Raw genomic sequence first — 15,263 nt, forward strand, 5'->3', positions numbered from 1 at the left:
CTCCTACTCTGACAGACCGGCGACGGCCGACGGCCCGGCGGATGCGGCGGCGAGGGCCTCGGCACGCCCGCGCGACCACGCCTCCTCGACCGCGAGCGCGGCCCGGGTGGAGGCGACGTCGTGCACGCGGACGGCCCACGCCCCGGCGCGCGCGGAGAGGGCGCTGACGACCGCGGTCGGCACGTCGCGCTCCTCGACGCCCGCGCCCTCCGGCAGCAGCCGCCCGAGGAAGCGCTTGCGGGAGGCGCCCACGAGCACGCGGTGGCCGAGGCCGACGAACGCGTCGAGGGATCCGAGCAGCTGCCAGTCGTGCGCGGCCTCCTTCGCGAAGCCGAGGCCGGGGTCGACGGCGATCCGGGCGGGATCGAGCCCCGCGGCGACGAGCGCGTCGACGCGGGCGCGCAGCTCGTCCCGCACCTCGCCCACCGTGTCCGCGTACCTCGCGCGTGCCGCCATGGCGTCGCTGTGCCCGCGCCAGTGCATGGCCACGTAGTCGACGTCGGCGCCCGCGACGACCGCGGCCATCCGCGGATCCGCGAGGCCCCCCGACACGTCGTTGACGACCAGCGCCCCCGCGGCGACGCACGCCTCGGCGGTCGCGGCGCGCATGGTGTCGACGCTCACGGCGATCCCCTCCGCGGCGAGCTCCCGGACCACGGGCAGCACGCGCCGGAGCTCCTCGTCGGCGTCGACGCGGAGCGCGCCCGGGCGGGTGGACTCGCCGCCCACGTCCACGAGATCCGCGCCCGCGGCGACCATCCGCCGGGCGTGCGCGAGCGCGTCGTCGAGGGCGAGGTGGTGGCCGCCGTCGCTGAAGGAGTCGGGCGTCGCGTTGAGGATCCCCATCACGAGCGTCTGCCCGGCGGGCGACGACGGCGTGGTCACGGCCGGCCCCGGGAGCCCGCCGCGGGCAGCAGAGCGAGCACCTCGGCGCGCGCCGCGGGCTCGGCGAGCGATCCGCGCGCCGCGATGGTGATGGTCGTGCTGCCGGCCTGGCGGGTGCCGCGCGCGGTGACGCAGCCGTGGGTCGCGTCGAGGATCACGGCCACGCCGCGCGCGCCGAGCCCCCGCTCGAGCGCATCGGCGATCTGCTCGCCCAGCCGCTCCTGCATCTGCGGCCGCGACGCGAGGTCGTCGACGACCCGCGGCAGGCGGCCGAGGCCCACGATCCGCTCCCCCGGCACGTAGGCCAGGTGCGCGACGCCCGTGAACGGCAGCAGGTGGTGCTCGCAGATGGAGCGGAACGCGATGCCCGTCACGATCACGGGCTGCGGCGCGGCGTCCGTCTTCGGGAGCGGGAATGTCTCGCGCAGGTGCCGGAGCGGATCCGCGCCGACGCCCGCGAAGAACTCGCCGTACGCTTCGGCGACCCGCGCCGGGGTGGTCGCGAGGCCCTCCCGGTGCGGGTCCTCGCCGATGGCCAGGATCAGCTCGGCCACGGCCGCCTCGATGCGCGCCCGGTCGACGCCCACCGGCTCAGGCCGTCGCGGGGCGCGGGAAGGGCGAGCGCTTCGGCTTGCCGGCCGGCGGCTCCGAGTCGACCGCGCCGTCGACGACGCCCTGGTCGATGGGCGCCTTCTGCGGCATGGCCACGGGGGGCAGGTCGGACAGCGGGCGCTTGTCGCTCGAGAGCCACTGCGGGCGCGGGGGCAGCTTCTTGACGTCCGCGAAGATCGCCGCGAGCTGGTCGTGGTCGAGCGTCTCCTTCTCGAGGAGCTCGGTGGCCAGGTGGTCGAGCACGTCGCGGTTGTCGTTGATGACCTGCCACGCCTCGTCGTGCGCGCCGTCGAGGAGCGCGCGCACCTCGGCGTCGACCGTCAGGGCCATGTCCTCCGAGTAGTCGCGGCCGCCGCCGAGCTCGCGCCCGAGGAAGGGCTCGCCCGAGCTGGAGCCGAGCTTCACGGATCCGACCTTGGCGCTCATGCCGTACTCGGTGACCATGCGACGCGCGGTCGACGTGGCCTTCTCGATGTCGTTCGACGCGCCCGTGGTGGGGTCGTGGAACACGATCTCCTCCGCGACGCGGCCGCCCATGGCGTACGTGAGCTGGTCGAGCAGCTCGTTGCGGGTGACGGAGTACTTGTCCTCCAGCGGCAGCACCATCGTGTAGCCGAGGGCGCGGCCGCGCGGCAGGATCGTGACCTTGGTGACGGGGTCCGTGTTGTTCATCGCCGCCGCCGCGAGCGCGTGGCCGCCCTCGTGGTACGCGGTGATGAGCTTCTCGTGGTCGCGCATGATGCGGCTGCGGCGCTGGGGCCCGGCCATGACGCGGTCGACGGCCTCGTCGAGCGCGCGGTCGTCGATGAGCTGCGCGTTGGAGCGCGCCGTCAGGAGCGCGGCCTCGTTGAGGACGTTGGCGAGGTCGGCGCCCGTGAAGCCGGGCGTCTTCCGCGCGAGGACCTCGAGGTCGACGCCCGCGGCGAGCGGCTTGCCGCGCCCGTGCACCTCGAGGATCTGCTTGCGGCCCTGCAGGTCGGGGGCGTCGACGCCGATCTGGCGGTCGAAGCGGCCGGGACGGAGGAGCGCGGGGTCGAGCACGTCCGGCCGGTTGGTGGCCGCGATGAGGATCACGTTGGTCTTGACGTCGAAGCCGTCCATCTCCACCAGGAGCTGGTTGAGGGTCTGCTCGCGCTCGTCGTTGCCGCCGCCGACGCCGGCACCGCGGTGGCGGCCGACCGCGTCGATCTCGTCGACGAAGATGATGGCCGGCGCGTTCTGCTTGGCCTGCTCGAACAGGTCACGCACGCGGCTCGCGCCGACGCCCACGAACATCTCGACGAAGTCGGATCCGGAGATCGAGTAGAAGGGCACGCCCGCCTCGCCCGCGACGGCGCGCGCGAGCAGGGTCTTGCCGGTGCCGGGAGGGCCGTAGAGCAGCACGCCCTTGGGGATGCGGGCGCCGACGGCCTGGAACTTGGCGGGCTCCTTGAGGAAGTCCTTGATCTCCTCGAGCTCCTCGATGGCCTCGTCCGACCCGGCGACGTCGGCGAACGTCACCTTCGGGGAGTCCTTCGAGGCGAGCTTCGCCTTCGACTTGCCGAACTGCATGACGCGGTTCCCGCCGCCCTGCATGCCGGAGAACATGATCCAGATGAAGAAGCCGATGAGCAGGAGCGGCAGCAGGATGCTGAACGCCGACAGGAGCCAGCTCGGCTGCGGCACCTGGTCGTCGAAGCCCTCGGCGGGGTTCGCGGTCGTGATGGCGGAGACGATCTCGCCGCCGCGCTGCGCGACGTAGTTGAACTGCACCATGGTGCCGTTGTCGCCGTCGGCGCTCGCGAGCGTGAGGTCCACGCGCTGCTCGCCGTCGATGATCTTGGCGGAGGCGACCTTGCCGTCCTGGATCAGCTCGAGGCCGTGCTGCGTGGTGATGGTCTTGTAGCCGGACCCGGTGATGAGGCTGAAGCCCACCGACACCACGACGATGGCGAGGACGACGATCAGGATCGGGCTGCGGAGGAGTTTCTTGAAGTTCATGAGCGTAGGGGCGCGGGCCCGACACCTTTCTGCCCGTGCCGCGCCGTACGGCGACGAGATGTCTCGAGGATACAAGCGGCCGTCTGGGCGTGGCCGCGGTGTTCGCCGCCAGCCGAACGTGCGCCGGCATGGAGGCGGGTAAGAGGAGCGGGACGCGTCAGCTGTAGACGTGCGGCGCGAGGACCGCCACGTCGCGGAGGTTGCGGTACCGCTCCGCGTAGTCGAGGCCGTAGCCGACCACGAAGTCGTCCGGGATCTCGAAGCCCACGTACTTGACGTCGACCGCGATCTTCGCGGCCTCGGGCTTGCGCAGCAGGGCGCACACCTCCACGCTCGCGGCGCCGCGCGAGCGCAGGTTCGCCAGCAGCCAGGAGAGCGTGAGGCCGGAGTCGATGATGTCCTCGACGATGAGCACGCGCCGGCCGGTGAGGTCGGCGTCGAGGTCCTTGAGGATGCGGACGACGCCGCTCGACTTGGTGCCGGAGCCGTAGGAGCTGACCGCCATCCAGTCCATGTGGATCGGCAGCGCGAGCTCGCGCGCGAGGTCGGCCATGACCATGACCGCGCCCTTGAGGACGCCGACGAGGAGCAGCTCCTCCCCCGCGTAGTCGCGCTCGATCTCGCGGCACATGCCGGCGATGCGGCCGTGGATCTCGTCCTCGGTGTGGAGGACCTCGGTCAGGTCGTCGGCGATGTCGGTGGATCTCATGTCACTCTTCCGTCGTCCTGGCGCTGAGGACGATGAGCTCGTCCTTGCGTACGACCCTAACGCCCGGCAGGTCGACCGGCCCCTGCCCGTGCCAGTCGGTGACCAGCCGCGCGACCTCCAGGACGTGCGTGCGCGAGAGGTGGGCCGCGAACTCCTCGCGCGCGGCGAGCCGGATCAGCCGGTGCCGCAGCGCCGGCGGCGCGGCGAGCAGCGAGGCGACCTCCAGGGAGATGCCCGCCTCGGCGTGGTCGGCGATCTCCTCGACCATCTCGGCGGCGAAGTGCTCGAGCGCGTCGTCGTCCTCGCGCAGCTGGTCGGCCGTGCGGGCGAGCGCCTCGGCGATGCCGGGGCCGAGCTCCCGCTCGAGCACGGGGAGCACGTCGTGGCGGACGCGGACGCGGGCGTAGGCGGGATCCGCGTTGTGCGGGTCCTGCCATGCGTCGAGGCCCTGGTCGGCGCACGCGGCGCGGGTGACGGCCGCGCGGATCCCGAGCAGCGGCCGCAGGTACACGGCGTCGGCGTCGCGGGCGGGCGCGGAGCGGGCCATGCCGTGCAGGCTCGTCGCGCCGGATCCCCGTGCGAGCCCGAGCAGCACGGTCTCGGCCTGGTCGTCGAGGGTGTGGGCGAGGAGCAGCGCGCGGGATCCGGTCTCCCGGAGGGCCGCGTCGAACGCCGCGTACCGCGCGGCGCGGGCGGCGGCCTCGGGACCGGACGCGCCCGGATCCACCCGCACGCGCGTCACGACGACCGGCGCGAGGCCGAGGGCGCGCGCGGCGTCCGCTGCCCGGGCGGCGACGCCGGCGGACCCGTCCTGCAGCCCGTGGTCGACGACGACGGCGCCCACGGCGACGCCCGCGCGCGGGCCCTCGAAGGCGGCCGCCGCGGCCAGCGCGAGCGAGTCGGCGCCGCCGGAGAGGGCGACGAGGGCGGGGCCGGCCGGGCTCCCGGGGATCGCCGCGAGCGCCTCGCGGACCGCCCGCCGGAGGTCCGCGACGGCGGGGGTCAGACGGGGGCGCTCGGAGGGCATCCACTAACGTTATGGCAGCATCCCGCCCACGTCAGAACCACGAGGAGCACGCGCATGGCCAGCTACGACGTCGTCGTCGAAATCCCCAAGGGGTCCCGCAACAAGTACGAGGTCGACCACGAGACGGGCCGCGTGTACCTCGACCGCGTGCTCTTCACGTCGTTCGTCTACCCCACCGACTACGGCTTCTTCGAGAACACGCTCGGCCTCGACGGCGACCCCGTCGACGTGCTCGTGCTCCTCGAGTACCCCGTCTTCCCGGGCGTCGGCGTCTCCATCCGCCCCGTGGGCGTGTTCAACATGAGCGACGAGGCCGGCATCGACTCCAAGGTCGTCGGCGTCCCCGCGAAGGACCCGCGCTGGGCCCACATCCAGGACATCGACGACGTGCCGCAGCAGACGCGCAACGAGATCGAGCACTTCTTCGAGCACTACAAGGACCTCGAGCCCGGCAAGTGGGTCAAGACCGAGGGCTGGGGCGACGCGGCCGAGGCCGAGCGCATCGTGCAGGCCGGCTTCGAGAAGCTCCAGGCCGAGGGCGACGGCCACGGCGGGGAGCCGGAGGAGGACGCCTGATCCGCGTCACCGCCTGAGTCCGCGCGCCGGACACGACGACGCCCGCCCCCGCAGCTGATGCGGTGAGGCGGGCGTCGTCGTGTGACGGGTCGGGGATCAGCCCGGGCGGCCGACGTAGGGCATGAGGTCGCTGCCGCCCCAGAGTCCCTGGATCTTCACCACGTCGCCGGGCTTCGGCGCCGCGATGATCGTGTTCCCGCCGAGCGAGATGGCGTCGTGGTAGAAGCCGCCGCCGCTGTTCCAGAAGATGATGTCGCCCGCCTGGCGCTGCGAGAACGGGACGAGGCGTCCCTGCGCCTGCATCTTGGCGTACTGGCTGCTGACCGAGTGGCTGCCGACGTCGATCCCCGCCGCGCGGTACGCCATCATCACGAGGCCCGAGCAGTCCCACTGGTTCGGGCCCGCGCCGCCGAGGACGTAGGGCTCGCCGAGCTGGGCCTTCGCGAACGCGATGGCGACCTGGGCGGCGTTGCCGGACGGGGCGGGAGCCGGCGCGGGAGCGGGCGCCGGCGCGGGCGCCGGACGCGACGGCTGCTGCGGGGCCGGCTGCTGCGGCGCGGGAGCGGGGGCGCTCGACCCGCCGCCGGACGAGGATCCGCCGCCACCGGACGACGAGCCGCCGCCGCCGGAGGAGGATCCGCCGCCGCCGGACGACGATCCGCCGCCGGAGGAGGAGCCGCCACCGGTTCCGCTGGACGGCGCTGCCGCCGAGGCCGCCGCGGGGATCGGCGGCTGCGTGATGCTCTGGATGTACTGCGCCTCGATCTCCGCGGTGGAGTCCTTGAGGAGCGCCAGCTGCGCGATGAGCTGGTCGCTGTTGCGCGTCTGCTCGGTGACCGCGGCCTGCGCGGTCGCGGCGGCGGAGTTCGCGTCGTCGAGCGCCTGCTGCGCCTCGTCCGCGAGCCGGGCGAGCTCGTCCTTCGCGACCTGCGCCTGGTCGCTCAGCGACGCGGCGCTGTTGCGGTCCGCGAGCGCCTGCTGGTACACGGACTGCGTGCTCTCGGACAGCTTCGTCATGGTGCCGAGCGAGCGCAGCAGCTCCTCCGCGTCGTCGCCGTCGGACGCGAAGAGGCTCGCGGTGATGTCCTGCCCGCCCGCCCGGGCGAGGTGGCTCGCGAGGAGCCCCGCCCGCATCCGGCTGGTGAGGGCCGTGGCCTGCGCCTCGTCCGCCTTCTTCTGCAGGCGCGCGAGCTCGTCGGCCTTCGCGTCGCGCGCGGCCTGCGCCTCGGCGTACTTCTCGCCGGCGATCAGGGCGGCCTTGTTCGACTGGTCCGCCGACTCCTGGAGGCCCGTCACGAGCTCGGTCACGCGGTCGATGGCCGCCTGCGTGTCGGCCTGGTTCGCCTTCGCCGCCTGCACGTCGGCCCACGAGGGGTAGTCGGTCGCGGCGAACGCGGTCTGGGCGGCGACGCCGCTGGACACCGCGATCACCCCCACGGCGATCGTGGAGATGACGACCGTGGTCGGGCGGAGGTGGCTCATGTCGTTCCTCATGTCAGTGCGTGCTGGTGATGGAGACGCCCTGGCCGTGCATGAACGCCACCGGATCGGTGGGGTTCCCGTTGAGGCGTATCTCGAAGTGGGAGTGGCAGCCGGTCGAGCCGCCGGTGGTGCCGGTGATCGCGATGGGCTGGCCCGCGACGACCTGCTGCCCGTTGCGCACGAGCGTGCCGCCGTTGGCGATGTGCCCGTAGGCGGAGGAGACGCCGCCGCCGTGGTCGATGCGGATGTAGTTGCCGTAGCCGCCGTTCCAACCCGCGAACACGACGGTGCCGGCGTGCACGGCGTACTGCGTCTCGCCGCAGCTGTAGCCGCGCACGAGGTCCTCGCCGGCGTGGAAGATCATGCGGTGCTGGATGGGGTGGAAGCGGGGGCCGTAGTAGCCGCTCGTGTTCGCGCCGGGAAGCGGCGCGGTCCAGCCGGATGCGCTGATCGCGCCGGGCGAGACGTCGCCGCCCGCGCGGCCCTGGCTGGCGGCCAGGGCGTCGGCGTCGGCCTGGCGCTTGCGGACGCCGGCCTGGTAGTCGTCCTCGGTGGCCTCGCGGTCCTCCGCCATGACCGCGAGCTTCGCGTCGGCGTCGGCCTTCTGCGCGTTCTGGTCCTCGAGCGCCTGCTCGAGGTCGGCCTGCGCCTGCGCGGCGTCGGCCAGCAGCTGCTCGGCCTTCGCCTTGAGCGCGTCGAGCTCCGTGAGGGCGACCTGCGCCTGGTCGCTGAGGGACTTCGCGGCGTTGCGGTCCTGCAGGGCGATCGCGTAGATCTGGTCGGACTTCTCGGCGACCTTGCTCATGGTGCCGAGCTTGTCGAGGAGGTCGTCGGTGCCGTCGCCCTCGCTGAGGAGGAGGGTGCCGGAGAGGTTCTGTCCGCCGGAGCGCATCAGCTGCTTGGCGAGGCCGGCGGCCTGCTCCTGCGACTTCGTGGCCTTGGCGTCGGCCGCGTCGACCTTCTGCTGCAGCTGGACGGTGTCCTCGTACTTGTCGTCGGCCGCCTGCTGCGCCGCGTCGTGCTCCTCGCCGCGCTTCGTCACGAGGTCCTGCGCGTCGGTGACCTTCTGCTGGAGGGACGCGATCTCGTCGTTGATCCGCTGCACGAGCGCCTGCTGCGCCTGCTCGTCGCCGCGCGCCTTCTGCACGTCGTCCCACGAGGCGAAGGTCTCGGCGTGGGCGGGGGCGGCGATCGACCCGGTGAGGAGGACGGCCGCGATCGCGACGATGGCCTGGAGGCTGCGGCGTCCGCGCGGGCGCGACCGCGTGGCGCCCTGGCTGCGCGGTCTCCGGAGGAGGTCCTGGTGCATGGTGATCCCGATCATCGTGTCGCCCGGCTGGCCGGCTGTGCCTCCCTGCAGGGCCGGCGGGGAGCGCGGATCACATCCGTCACGCCTTCACCGGCTCTCACAGTAGCAACGGGGGTGCGCGGCGCACAGCGCGCCGATGCGGGGATCCACGCTGGGGATCCCTCCCCGGGAGGGTCGACCGAAGGCTAACCCCGCGGCAGGGTGCCGCCGCAGCAGCGCGCTGGCCGTGTCGCGAACCTGGCAGGAGGCGGTGGAGGACCCTGCCGATCCGCGCGCGGAGCCCGTGCGCGCGGAGCCGACACGCCGTCCGATCCGCATGATGGCGGGGCGGTCGCCCTCTCGAGGAGGGTCGATTTGAGTCCTCGCCCGGAGTGCGGTTATGCTGACGTGTCGGTTGCTGCGAGATCTGGGAGACCAGGACGAGCGGCCCTATCGTTTAGTGGCCTAGGACGGCGCCCTTTCACGGCGTTAACACGGGTTCGAATCCCGTTGGGGTCACCAGGCAATGACCGACAAGCAAGGCCCTGTAGCGCAGCTGGTTAGCGTGCCGCCCTGTCACGGCGGAGGTCGCGGGTTCAAGTCCCGTCAGGGTCGCCACGGACGGCGAGCCCTCTCTCACGAGAGGGCTTCTGTCCGATGTGGGCGTCTTCTCGCAAGCCGCCCGCTCGCCTGGGTAGCTCAGTTGGTAGAGCGTTCGACTGAAAATCGAAAGGTCCGCGGATCGACGCCGCGTCCAGGCACCATCTCGCCGGTCCCCGTCCTCGACGGCAGGGCCGGAGTCCTTCTTCTCGGCCCGTTACCGGCGGCCCGCCTCAGGCGCCGGACGCGAGCGCCGCCGCGAAGGCCGCCAGCACCGCGTCCGAGAACAGGACGAAGCGCACCAGCTCGATCCCGTCCGCCGCGCCGTCCGCGATCGCCTCGCGCGCCGACGCGACCGCCACGCGCGCCGCGTCGTCGACCGGCCAGCCGTAGACGCCGGCCGAGACCGCGGGGAAGGCGACGCTGCGGATCCCGAGGGCCGCGGCCTCCTCGATCGACCGGCGGTAGGCGCTCGCGAGGACCGGGGTGCGGTCGTCGGACGCCGACCAGACGGGACCGACCGTGTGGATCACGTGGCGCGCCGCGAGGCGGAAGCCGGGCGTCGCGACCGCGTCGCCCGCGGGCAGGCCGTCGGGCAGCCGCTCCGCGCGGATGCGGCGGCAGGCGGCGAGCAGCTCGGGGCCGGCCGCGCGGTGGATCGCGCCGTCCACTCCCCCGCCGCCGAGGAGCGACGAGTTCGCCGCGTTCACGATCGCGTCGAGGTCCTGCCGGGTGATGTCGCCGCGCACGGCCTCGAGCTCGGTCATGGATCCAGCCTGGCCCGGATCGGCACGGGGAGGGAGACCCGCGCGGACGACGCTGTCCGACGGGCGGCGACCGGAACCGTTCGGGTGGGCTCCGGGCACATCGGGATTATTCGGAACCCGGGGAAGAACGGATTGGGCGGCCCGCCGTGCGCGTCCCCGACGGGGCGCTCCCGGCGGGCCGTCATGACCGCGACCGGCCGGCGGCCCGGTCGTGCGGAGGCGACGCGGGGATACTGGAGGGGTCGGTGACCTCCTGCCGGCGTCGACAGGAGTCCCATGGCCAAGCCCGCATCCCGCCCCGCCCCCGAGCGCACCGACGGCTACGTCGCCCTCCGCAGCTACGCCGCCATCGGGGACGGGCGCACCGTCGCGCTCATCGCGGAGGACGGCGACATCGACTGGCTGCCGCTGCCGAACCTGCACACGGCGCCCGCGTTCGCCGCGATGCTCGACGCCCCGCACGGCGGCCGGATCACGCTGCGGCCCGACGAGGACTTCGAGGTGACGCGGGCCTACGTGCCCGGCACCAACGTGCTCACCACCACCTTCACCACGGCGTCCGGCACGGTGCGCGTGACCGACGCGCTCGTCACGGGCGTCGCCGGTCGCCTGCCGTGGTCGGAGCTCGGGCGTCGGGTCGAGGGGCTCGCGGGCGCGGTCGCGATGAGCTGGCTCGTCGCGCCCGGCACCGCGCTGGGCACGTCGTCGCCGTGGGTGCAGTCGACGCACAACGGGCACGTCATCCGCGTGGACGGCGTCACCCTCGCGGTCGTCGGCCTCGACCACGGTCCCGCCGAGCCCGGGACGCAGTCGCTGTCCGGCGCGTTCACGACGAGGGAGGGGTCGCGCCACGTCATCACGATGGTGGGCACCGAGCGGGAGCCCGTGCGGATCCCGAACCCGGAGATCGTGGACGAGGGCATCGACCGCACCATCCGCAACTGGGAGTACTGGAGCGCCGAGTTCCGGTACGAGGGCGAGTGGGCCGAGGCCGTGCAGCGCAGCGCCCTCGCGCTGAAGCTGCTCGTGCACGCGCCCACCGGATCCATCGCCGCGGCCGCGACGACCTCGCTGCCCGAGCGGATGGACGGCGGCAAGAACTGGGACTACCGCTTCGCCTGGGTGCGCGACCTCGCGTACACGGTGAACGCGCTCGTGCGGTTCGGCCTGCGCGAGGAGACGCACGCGGCGGTGTCGTGGATGCTCCGCACGATCCGCGACAACGGCCCGGACCTCCACGTCTTCTACTCCCTCGAGGGCGGCGTGCCCCAGGGCAGCTCGAACCCCGAGGTGCCGGGCTGGCGCGGCGTCGGGCCCGTCGTCGACGGCAACGACGCGCAGTCGCAGCTGCAGCTGGGCGTCTTCGGCGACCTGTTCGACGTGGTGCGCACCTACGTCCGCGACGGCAACGTGCTCGACGCCGACACCGGCCGGCTCCTCGCGACGTTCGCCGACCGCACCTGCGACATGTGGCAGAAGCGCGACGCCGGCATGTGGGAGCTCGAGGACGAGCAGCACTACACGACCTCGAAGCTCGGCTGCTGGCAGGCGCTCGACTGCGCCGTCGAGCTCGCGGAGCTGGGCCAGATCCCCGGCGTGCCGGACCGGTGGCGGGCCGAGCGCGACCGGATCCGCACCTGGGTCGAGGAGGAGTGCTGGGACGAGGGGCGCGGCGCCTACGTGATGCACCCGGGCAGCCAGCGGCTCGACGCGAGCATCCTGCTGCACGCCGTCTCCGGCTTCGACCGCGGCGAGCGCATGTCCCGCACCCTCGACGCGCTGCGCTCCGAGCTCGGCCGCGGGCCGCTGCTGTACCGCTACTCCGGCATGCCGGAGGAGGAGGGCACCTTCGTGGCATGCGCGTTCTGGATGGCGGGCGCGCTCGCGTGCGTCGGGCGGATGGACGAGGCGCGCGAGCTCATGGACCAGCTGGTCGACCTCGGCAACGACGTCGGGCTGTACGCCGAGATGATCGACGCCGACGACGACGCGTTCCTCGGCAACCTGCCGCAGGGGCTCAGCCACCTCGCGCTGGTGAGCGCGGCGCTGACGATCGACGAGCTGTCGAGCGGGCGGAAGCGCTCGACGCGCACGCCGCGCGCGAAGCGGTAGCGGTCCGGCGCTAGGCGCGCGGGCGGAGCGGGCCGGCGAACTCCGTGCGAACGCCGCGGGAGAACAGCACCGAGTCGGGCGCGCGGTCGACGACCCCGGGGAGGCCAGCGGCCGCGACCAGCTCGTCGTCGAGGTCCACGAGCTCGGCCCGCTCCAGCGTCCACGCGTCGTGCGTGTTCGGCCAGTAGCGCGTCACGCCGCCGCGGGCCACGTGCATACCCCAGCGCGCGGTGAGGAAGTCGGCGAGCGGATCCCCCTCCACCTCCTCGCCGAGCGGCCGCACGGAGAGGCGCGACGACGGACGCGAGCCCGTGTGCCTTCGTGAGGTGTAGGTGACCACGCCGTCGTGCTCGTCGTGGGTCATCGACGCCCACATGTACGGCAGGCCGAGGCCCACGCGCGCCCCGATCACCGGCAGGAGCTTCGCGGCCTCGAGCGACCGGAAGACCACGCCGCGGCGGCCGTCGTCGCCGACGCTGTAGAGGCGCACGTTGAGCTCGGCGAACGTGCCGGCCCACGGCACGGCCGGCAGGGGCGGGAAGGCGCTGCGCGACAGGACGAACGGGATGAGGCCGACCCAGCTGGATCCGTCGTGGACGTCCGGTCGCGTGCCCGGCGGGAGGAGCGGGGCGACGAGCGCGGGATCCACGCACCAGTGCACGAAGGCGAGGTCGCTCCACACCTGGCGGATGACCGCGCGGCCGGGGAGGTCGGGGGCGGCGGCGGAGACCGGATCCGCGGGGCGGGTCATCGGGCGCGCCCGGGAGTCGCCGTCGCGGGCGCGGGCGTGTCGATCGTCTCCGCGGCGGGCGCCGGGCGGCCGGCCGCGCGGATCACGTCGATGAGGCCGCGGCGCATCTCGGCGGAGCGGGCGAGCTCGGGGACGACGTCCTGCTCGAGCGCCTGCGCGCGCTCCCACGCGTCGGCGCCGGCCTGGGTGCGGGCGACGACGTGGCGGCGGCGGTCGTGGGGATCCGGCGCGCGCGACACGAGCCCCTCCCGCTCCAGCCGCTCGAGCGTGCGCGACATGGTCTGCGTCTCGACGTGCGCGGAGCGGGCGAGCTGGATCTGGCTGAGCGGCCCGTCGCGCAGGAGGTGCAGCGCGATGAGGCCCGCGTGCGTGACGCCGAGGGTCGCGAGAGCCTCCGACCAGGCGTGCTCGACCGCGCGCGCGGCCGTGGACAGCAGCCGCCCGGTGGGCCAGCTGGCGAGCTCGTCGTCCTGCATGGGCGCCCTCCTGCTACAGTGATCGTCAGCAGGCTTACTATCCGCCTGCTGACATTCCCATCGTAGAGGAGCAGGCCGCATGGGCACCGTGAAGGACATCGTCCGGCAGATCGTCGTCATCTCGAGCATGGCGTTCGCCGTCATCGGCTCCGCGTTCGGCTCGGGCGCGTTCAGCGGCCAGAGCATCCAGAGCGCGTCGAGCGGCGCCCTCAGCGCGAGCTACACGCCCGTCGCCCCGGCCGGCCCCGCCTTCTCCATCTGGAGCGTCGTCTACCTCGGGCTCGTCGCGTACACGGTCTGGCAGGCGCTCCCCGCCCAGCGCGCCGACGAGCGCCAGCGCCGGATCGGCTACCCCGTCGCCGTGACCCTCGTGCTCAACGCCGTGTGGATCCTCACCGCGCAGGCCGGGTTCCTCGTCCTCAGCGGCGTCGTCATCGTCGCGCTGCTCGTGACGCTGATGTGGACCTTCCGGGCGTTGATGGCGACGCGGCCGCGGAGCCTCGTCGAGGGCGTCGTGCTCGACGGCACGATGGGCCTCTACCTCGGCTGGGTGAGCGTCGCGACCATCGCGAACATCGCGTCGATCCTCACGGCGGCGGGCCTCCAGCCGGGCACCGCCGGGCGCGACGCGTGGGCGGTGGCGCTGCTGGCGGTCGCCGGCGTCGTCGGCGCGGTGCTCGCGCTCCGCGACGGCGGGCGGCTCGCGCCCTCCGCGGCGATCGCGTGGGGCCTCGCGTGGGTCGCCGTCGGACGCCTCACGGGCGAGCTGCTGTCGACGCCGGCCGCCGTGGCCGCGATCGTGGCGGCCGCCGCGGTCGTCGTCCTGACGCTCGTCGCCCGCGCACGGGCGGGTTGGGCCGGGCGGGTCGCCGCGCGTCCCGCGGTCGCCGCCCGCTAGCGGGGCGGCTCCCCCGCTCCTCCGCTCGCCGGCTCAGCCCGCCGCGGCCGCCCGGTAGGCGGCGTCGGCCGCGTGCTTCGCGTCGACGAGGCGCTGGATCCGGCGGTCGGTGTCCGCGTCCGGCCGGGTGAGCTCGGGGTGCGCGGCCCGCCACGCGACGATGCCGCGGACGGCGAGGTGGAACGGGATCCGCGGCTGGAACGCGGGGACGAGCCGGCGGATCCGGGTGGTGTCGAACACGGCGCTGTGCGAGAGGTCGCCCAGCACGAGCTCGGACCAGCCCCAGTCGGGCTCGACGATCGGGAACTGCTCGGCGGGCACGTGCACGAGCCGCGCCTCGACCCCGAGCGCGTCGGCGACGAGGCGGTGGATCCGGTCCCAGGTCGAGACGTCGTCGCTCGTGATGTGCAGCGCCTCGCCGACCCCGCGCTCGTCGCCGAGGATCCCGACGAGGCCGACGGCGAAGTCGTCCGCGTGCGTGAGCGTCCAGAGGGAGGTGCCGTCGCCCGGGACCACGACCTCCTCGCCGCGCGCGATGCGGTCGACGACCGTCCAGTCGCCCGCGAGCGGCGGGCTCGCCTCGTCGTAGGTGTGCGACGGGCGCACGATCACGACGGGGAAGCCGCTCTCCGCGTGGTGGCGGAGGAAGGCGTCCTCCATCGCGATCTTGTCGCGCGCGTAGGAGAGGAACGGGTTGGCCCGGAGCGTCGACTCGGTGATGGGGGTCTGGAGCGCGGGCTTGCGGTAGATCGACGCCGAGCTGATGGCCACGAACTGGCGGGTGCGGCCGGCGAAGAGCTCCACGCGGCGGTCGGCGCCCGCGGCGTCGAAGGAGAGGAAGTCGACGACCGCGTCGTAGGTGCGGTCGCCGATCGCGGCGAGGAGGGCGTCCGGGTCCTGGACGTCGGCGACGAGCGTCGTCACGCCCGCGGGCGTGCCCCGGCCCTTCGCGTCGGCGCCGCGGTTGACGACCGTGACGTCCATCCCGGCGGCGACGGAGGCCCGGACGCACGCGGCGCTGATGGTCCCCGTCCCCCCGAGGTAGAGCACGGACAGGGTGGCGGCATCGGGGGTCATCGGGTCCTCGTCATCGAAGCGGG

The 15,263-nt window shown here is 73.7% G+C and carries 14 protein-coding genes and 3 tRNA genes; 6 read left to right on the top strand and 11 right to left on the bottom strand.

The window, feature by feature from the left end; genetic code table 11:
- Positions 1 to 3 precede the first annotated feature (3 nt).
- The 5 genes from folP to tilS form a co-directional block, all read right to left on the bottom strand.
- Entirely contained in the window at positions 4 to 846 is an 843-nt protein-coding gene (gene folP, locus FGI33_RS09145) for a dihydropteroate synthase (RefSeq protein WP_237582469.1), read from the bottom strand.
- Between the two features lie 35 nt (positions 847 to 881).
- Entirely contained in the window at positions 882 to 1,472 is a 591-nt protein-coding gene (gene folE / locus FGI33_RS09150) for a GTP cyclohydrolase I (RefSeq protein ID WP_119456860.1), read from the bottom strand.
- 4 nt (positions 1,473 to 1,476) lie between these two features.
- Positions 1,477 to 3,477 (bottom strand): ATP-dependent zinc metalloprotease FtsH, encoded by a 2,001-nt coding sequence (gene ftsH, locus FGI33_RS09155; RefSeq protein ID WP_119435097.1) that lies wholly within the window; start codon positions 3,475 to 3,477, stop codon positions 1,477 to 1,479.
- A gap of 157 nt (positions 3,478 to 3,634) precedes the next feature.
- On the bottom strand, positions 3,635 to 4,186 hold the full coding sequence (gene hpt, locus FGI33_RS09160; RefSeq protein ID WP_119435098.1) for a hypoxanthine phosphoribosyltransferase: 552 nt from the start codon (positions 4,184 to 4,186) through the stop codon (positions 3,635 to 3,637).
- A gap of 1 nt (position 4,187) precedes the next feature.
- The gene (tilS, locus tag FGI33_RS09165) at positions 4,188 to 5,213 is read right to left on the bottom strand and encodes a tRNA lysidine(34) synthetase TilS (protein WP_237581715.1); all 1,026 of its coding nucleotides are present in this window, start codon (positions 5,211 to 5,213) and stop codon (positions 4,188 to 4,190) included.
- A gap of 54 nt (positions 5,214 to 5,267) precedes the next feature.
- Between tilS and FGI33_RS09170 the strand changes: the two genes are divergently transcribed.
- Positions 5,268 to 5,789 (top strand): inorganic diphosphatase, encoded by a 522-nt coding sequence (locus FGI33_RS09170; protein ID WP_119435694.1) that lies wholly within the window; start codon positions 5,268 to 5,270, stop codon positions 5,787 to 5,789.
- A gap of 96 nt (positions 5,790 to 5,885) precedes the next feature.
- On the opposite strand, the gene FGI33_RS09175 is transcribed toward FGI33_RS09170, so the two are convergent.
- Entirely contained in the window at positions 5,886 to 7,271 is a 1,386-nt protein-coding gene (locus tag FGI33_RS09175; RefSeq protein WP_237581717.1) for a C40 family peptidase, read from the bottom strand.
- Positions 7,272 to 7,284: 13 nt separating this feature from the next.
- Positions 7,285 to 8,580 carry a M23 family metallopeptidase gene (locus FGI33_RS09180; RefSeq protein WP_119435280.1) on the bottom strand — a complete coding sequence of 432 codons (1,296 nt, stop codon included), beginning with the start codon at positions 8,578 to 8,580 and terminating at the stop codon, positions 7,285 to 7,287.
- 425 nt (positions 8,581 to 9,005) lie between these two features.
- Between FGI33_RS09180 and FGI33_RS09185 the strand changes: the two genes are divergently transcribed.
- From FGI33_RS09185 to FGI33_RS09195, 3 genes are all read left to right on the top strand, one after another.
- Positions 9,006 to 9,081: transfer RNA gene (locus FGI33_RS09185), tRNA-Glu, on the top strand.
- A 19-nt stretch (positions 9,082 to 9,100) separates the two neighbouring features.
- Positions 9,101 to 9,177: transfer RNA gene (locus tag FGI33_RS09190), tRNA-Asp, on the top strand.
- Between the two features lie 70 nt (positions 9,178 to 9,247).
- Positions 9,248 to 9,323 (top strand) — tRNA-Phe (locus tag FGI33_RS09195).
- A gap of 69 nt (positions 9,324 to 9,392) precedes the next feature.
- Here the strand turns inward: FGI33_RS09195 and FGI33_RS09200 are convergent.
- Positions 9,393 to 9,926 carry an O-acetyl-ADP-ribose deacetylase gene (locus FGI33_RS09200; protein WP_237581719.1) on the bottom strand — a complete coding sequence of 178 codons (534 nt, stop codon included), beginning with the start codon at positions 9,924 to 9,926 and terminating at the stop codon, positions 9,393 to 9,395.
- Between the two features lie 276 nt (positions 9,927 to 10,202).
- On the opposite strand from FGI33_RS09200, the gene FGI33_RS09205 reads away from it, so the two are divergent.
- A complete protein-coding gene (locus tag FGI33_RS09205; RefSeq protein WP_119435354.1) occupies positions 10,203 to 12,038 on the top strand; it encodes a glycoside hydrolase family 15 protein in 1,836 nt (611 codons plus the stop codon).
- A gap of 10 nt (positions 12,039 to 12,048) precedes the next feature.
- Here the strand turns inward: FGI33_RS09205 and FGI33_RS09210 are convergent, their stop codons facing one another.
- Complete coding sequence (locus FGI33_RS09210; RefSeq protein WP_119435353.1) at positions 12,049 to 12,789, bottom strand: YqjF family protein; 741 nt, start codon at positions 12,787 to 12,789, stop codon at positions 12,049 to 12,051.
- A complete protein-coding gene (locus FGI33_RS09215; RefSeq protein WP_204586856.1) occupies positions 12,786 to 13,265 on the bottom strand; it encodes a MarR family winged helix-turn-helix transcriptional regulator in 480 nt (159 codons plus the stop codon). The genes FGI33_RS09210 and FGI33_RS09215 overlap by 4 nt, the downstream gene beginning before the upstream one ends.
- Before the next feature lie 79 nt (positions 13,266 to 13,344).
- Here FGI33_RS09215 and FGI33_RS09220 point away from each other — a divergent pair, with 79 nt between their 5' ends.
- A complete protein-coding gene (locus FGI33_RS09220; protein WP_237581720.1) occupies positions 13,345 to 14,163 on the top strand; it encodes a TspO/MBR family protein in 819 nt (272 codons plus the stop codon).
- 33 nt (positions 14,164 to 14,196) lie between these two features.
- Here the strand turns inward: FGI33_RS09220 and FGI33_RS09225 are convergent, their stop codons facing one another.
- Entirely contained in the window at positions 14,197 to 15,240 is a 1,044-nt protein-coding gene (locus tag FGI33_RS09225; RefSeq protein WP_237581722.1) for an NAD-dependent epimerase/dehydratase family protein, read from the bottom strand.
- Positions 15,241 to 15,263 lie beyond the last annotated feature (23 nt).

Origin of the sequence: Clavibacter phaseoli (assembly GCF_021922925.1) — a bacterium.
Lineage (GTDB): Bacteria > Actinomycetota > Actinomycetes > Actinomycetales > Microbacteriaceae > Clavibacter > Clavibacter phaseoli.

Coding starts and splice junctions, on each gene's coding strand:
- folP (WP_237582469.1), bottom strand. CDS start 846: ATGGGGATCCTCAACGCGACGCCCGACTCCTTCAGCGACGGCGGCCAC.
- ftsH (WP_119435097.1), bottom strand. CDS start 3,477: ATGAACTTCAAGAAACTCCTCCGCAGCCCGATCCTGATCGTCGTCCTC.
- hpt (WP_119435098.1), bottom strand. CDS start 4,186: ATGAGATCCACCGACATCGCCGACGACCTGACCGAGGTCCTCCACACC.
- tilS (WP_237581715.1), bottom strand. CDS start 5,213: ATGCCCTCCGAGCGCCCCCGTCTGACCCCCGCCGTCGCGGACCTCCGG.
- FGI33_RS09170 (WP_119435694.1), top strand. CDS start 5,268: ATGGCCAGCTACGACGTCGTCGTCGAAATCCCCAAGGGGTCCCGCAAC.
- FGI33_RS09175 (WP_237581717.1), bottom strand. CDS start 7,271: ATGAGCCACCTCCGCCCGACCACGGTCGTCATCTCCACGATCGCCGTG.
- FGI33_RS09180 (WP_119435280.1), bottom strand. CDS start 8,580: ATGCACCAGGACCTCCTCCGGAGACCGCGCAGCCAGGGCGCCACGCGG.
- FGI33_RS09200 (WP_237581719.1), bottom strand. CDS start 9,926: ATGACCGAGCTCGAGGCCGTGCGCGGCGACATCACCCGGCAGGACCTC.
- FGI33_RS09205 (WP_119435354.1), top strand. CDS start 10,203: ATGGCCAAGCCCGCATCCCGCCCCGCCCCCGAGCGCACCGACGGCTAC.
- FGI33_RS09210 (WP_119435353.1), bottom strand. CDS start 12,789: ATGACCCGCCCCGCGGATCCGGTCTCCGCCGCCGCCCCCGACCTCCCC.
- FGI33_RS09215 (WP_204586856.1), bottom strand. CDS start 13,265: ATGCAGGACGACGAGCTCGCCAGCTGGCCCACCGGGCGGCTGCTGTCC.
- FGI33_RS09220 (WP_237581720.1), top strand. CDS start 13,345: ATGGGCACCGTGAAGGACATCGTCCGGCAGATCGTCGTCATCTCGAGC.
- FGI33_RS09225 (WP_237581722.1), bottom strand. CDS start 15,240: ATGACCCCCGATGCCGCCACCCTGTCCGTGCTCTACCTCGGGGGGACG.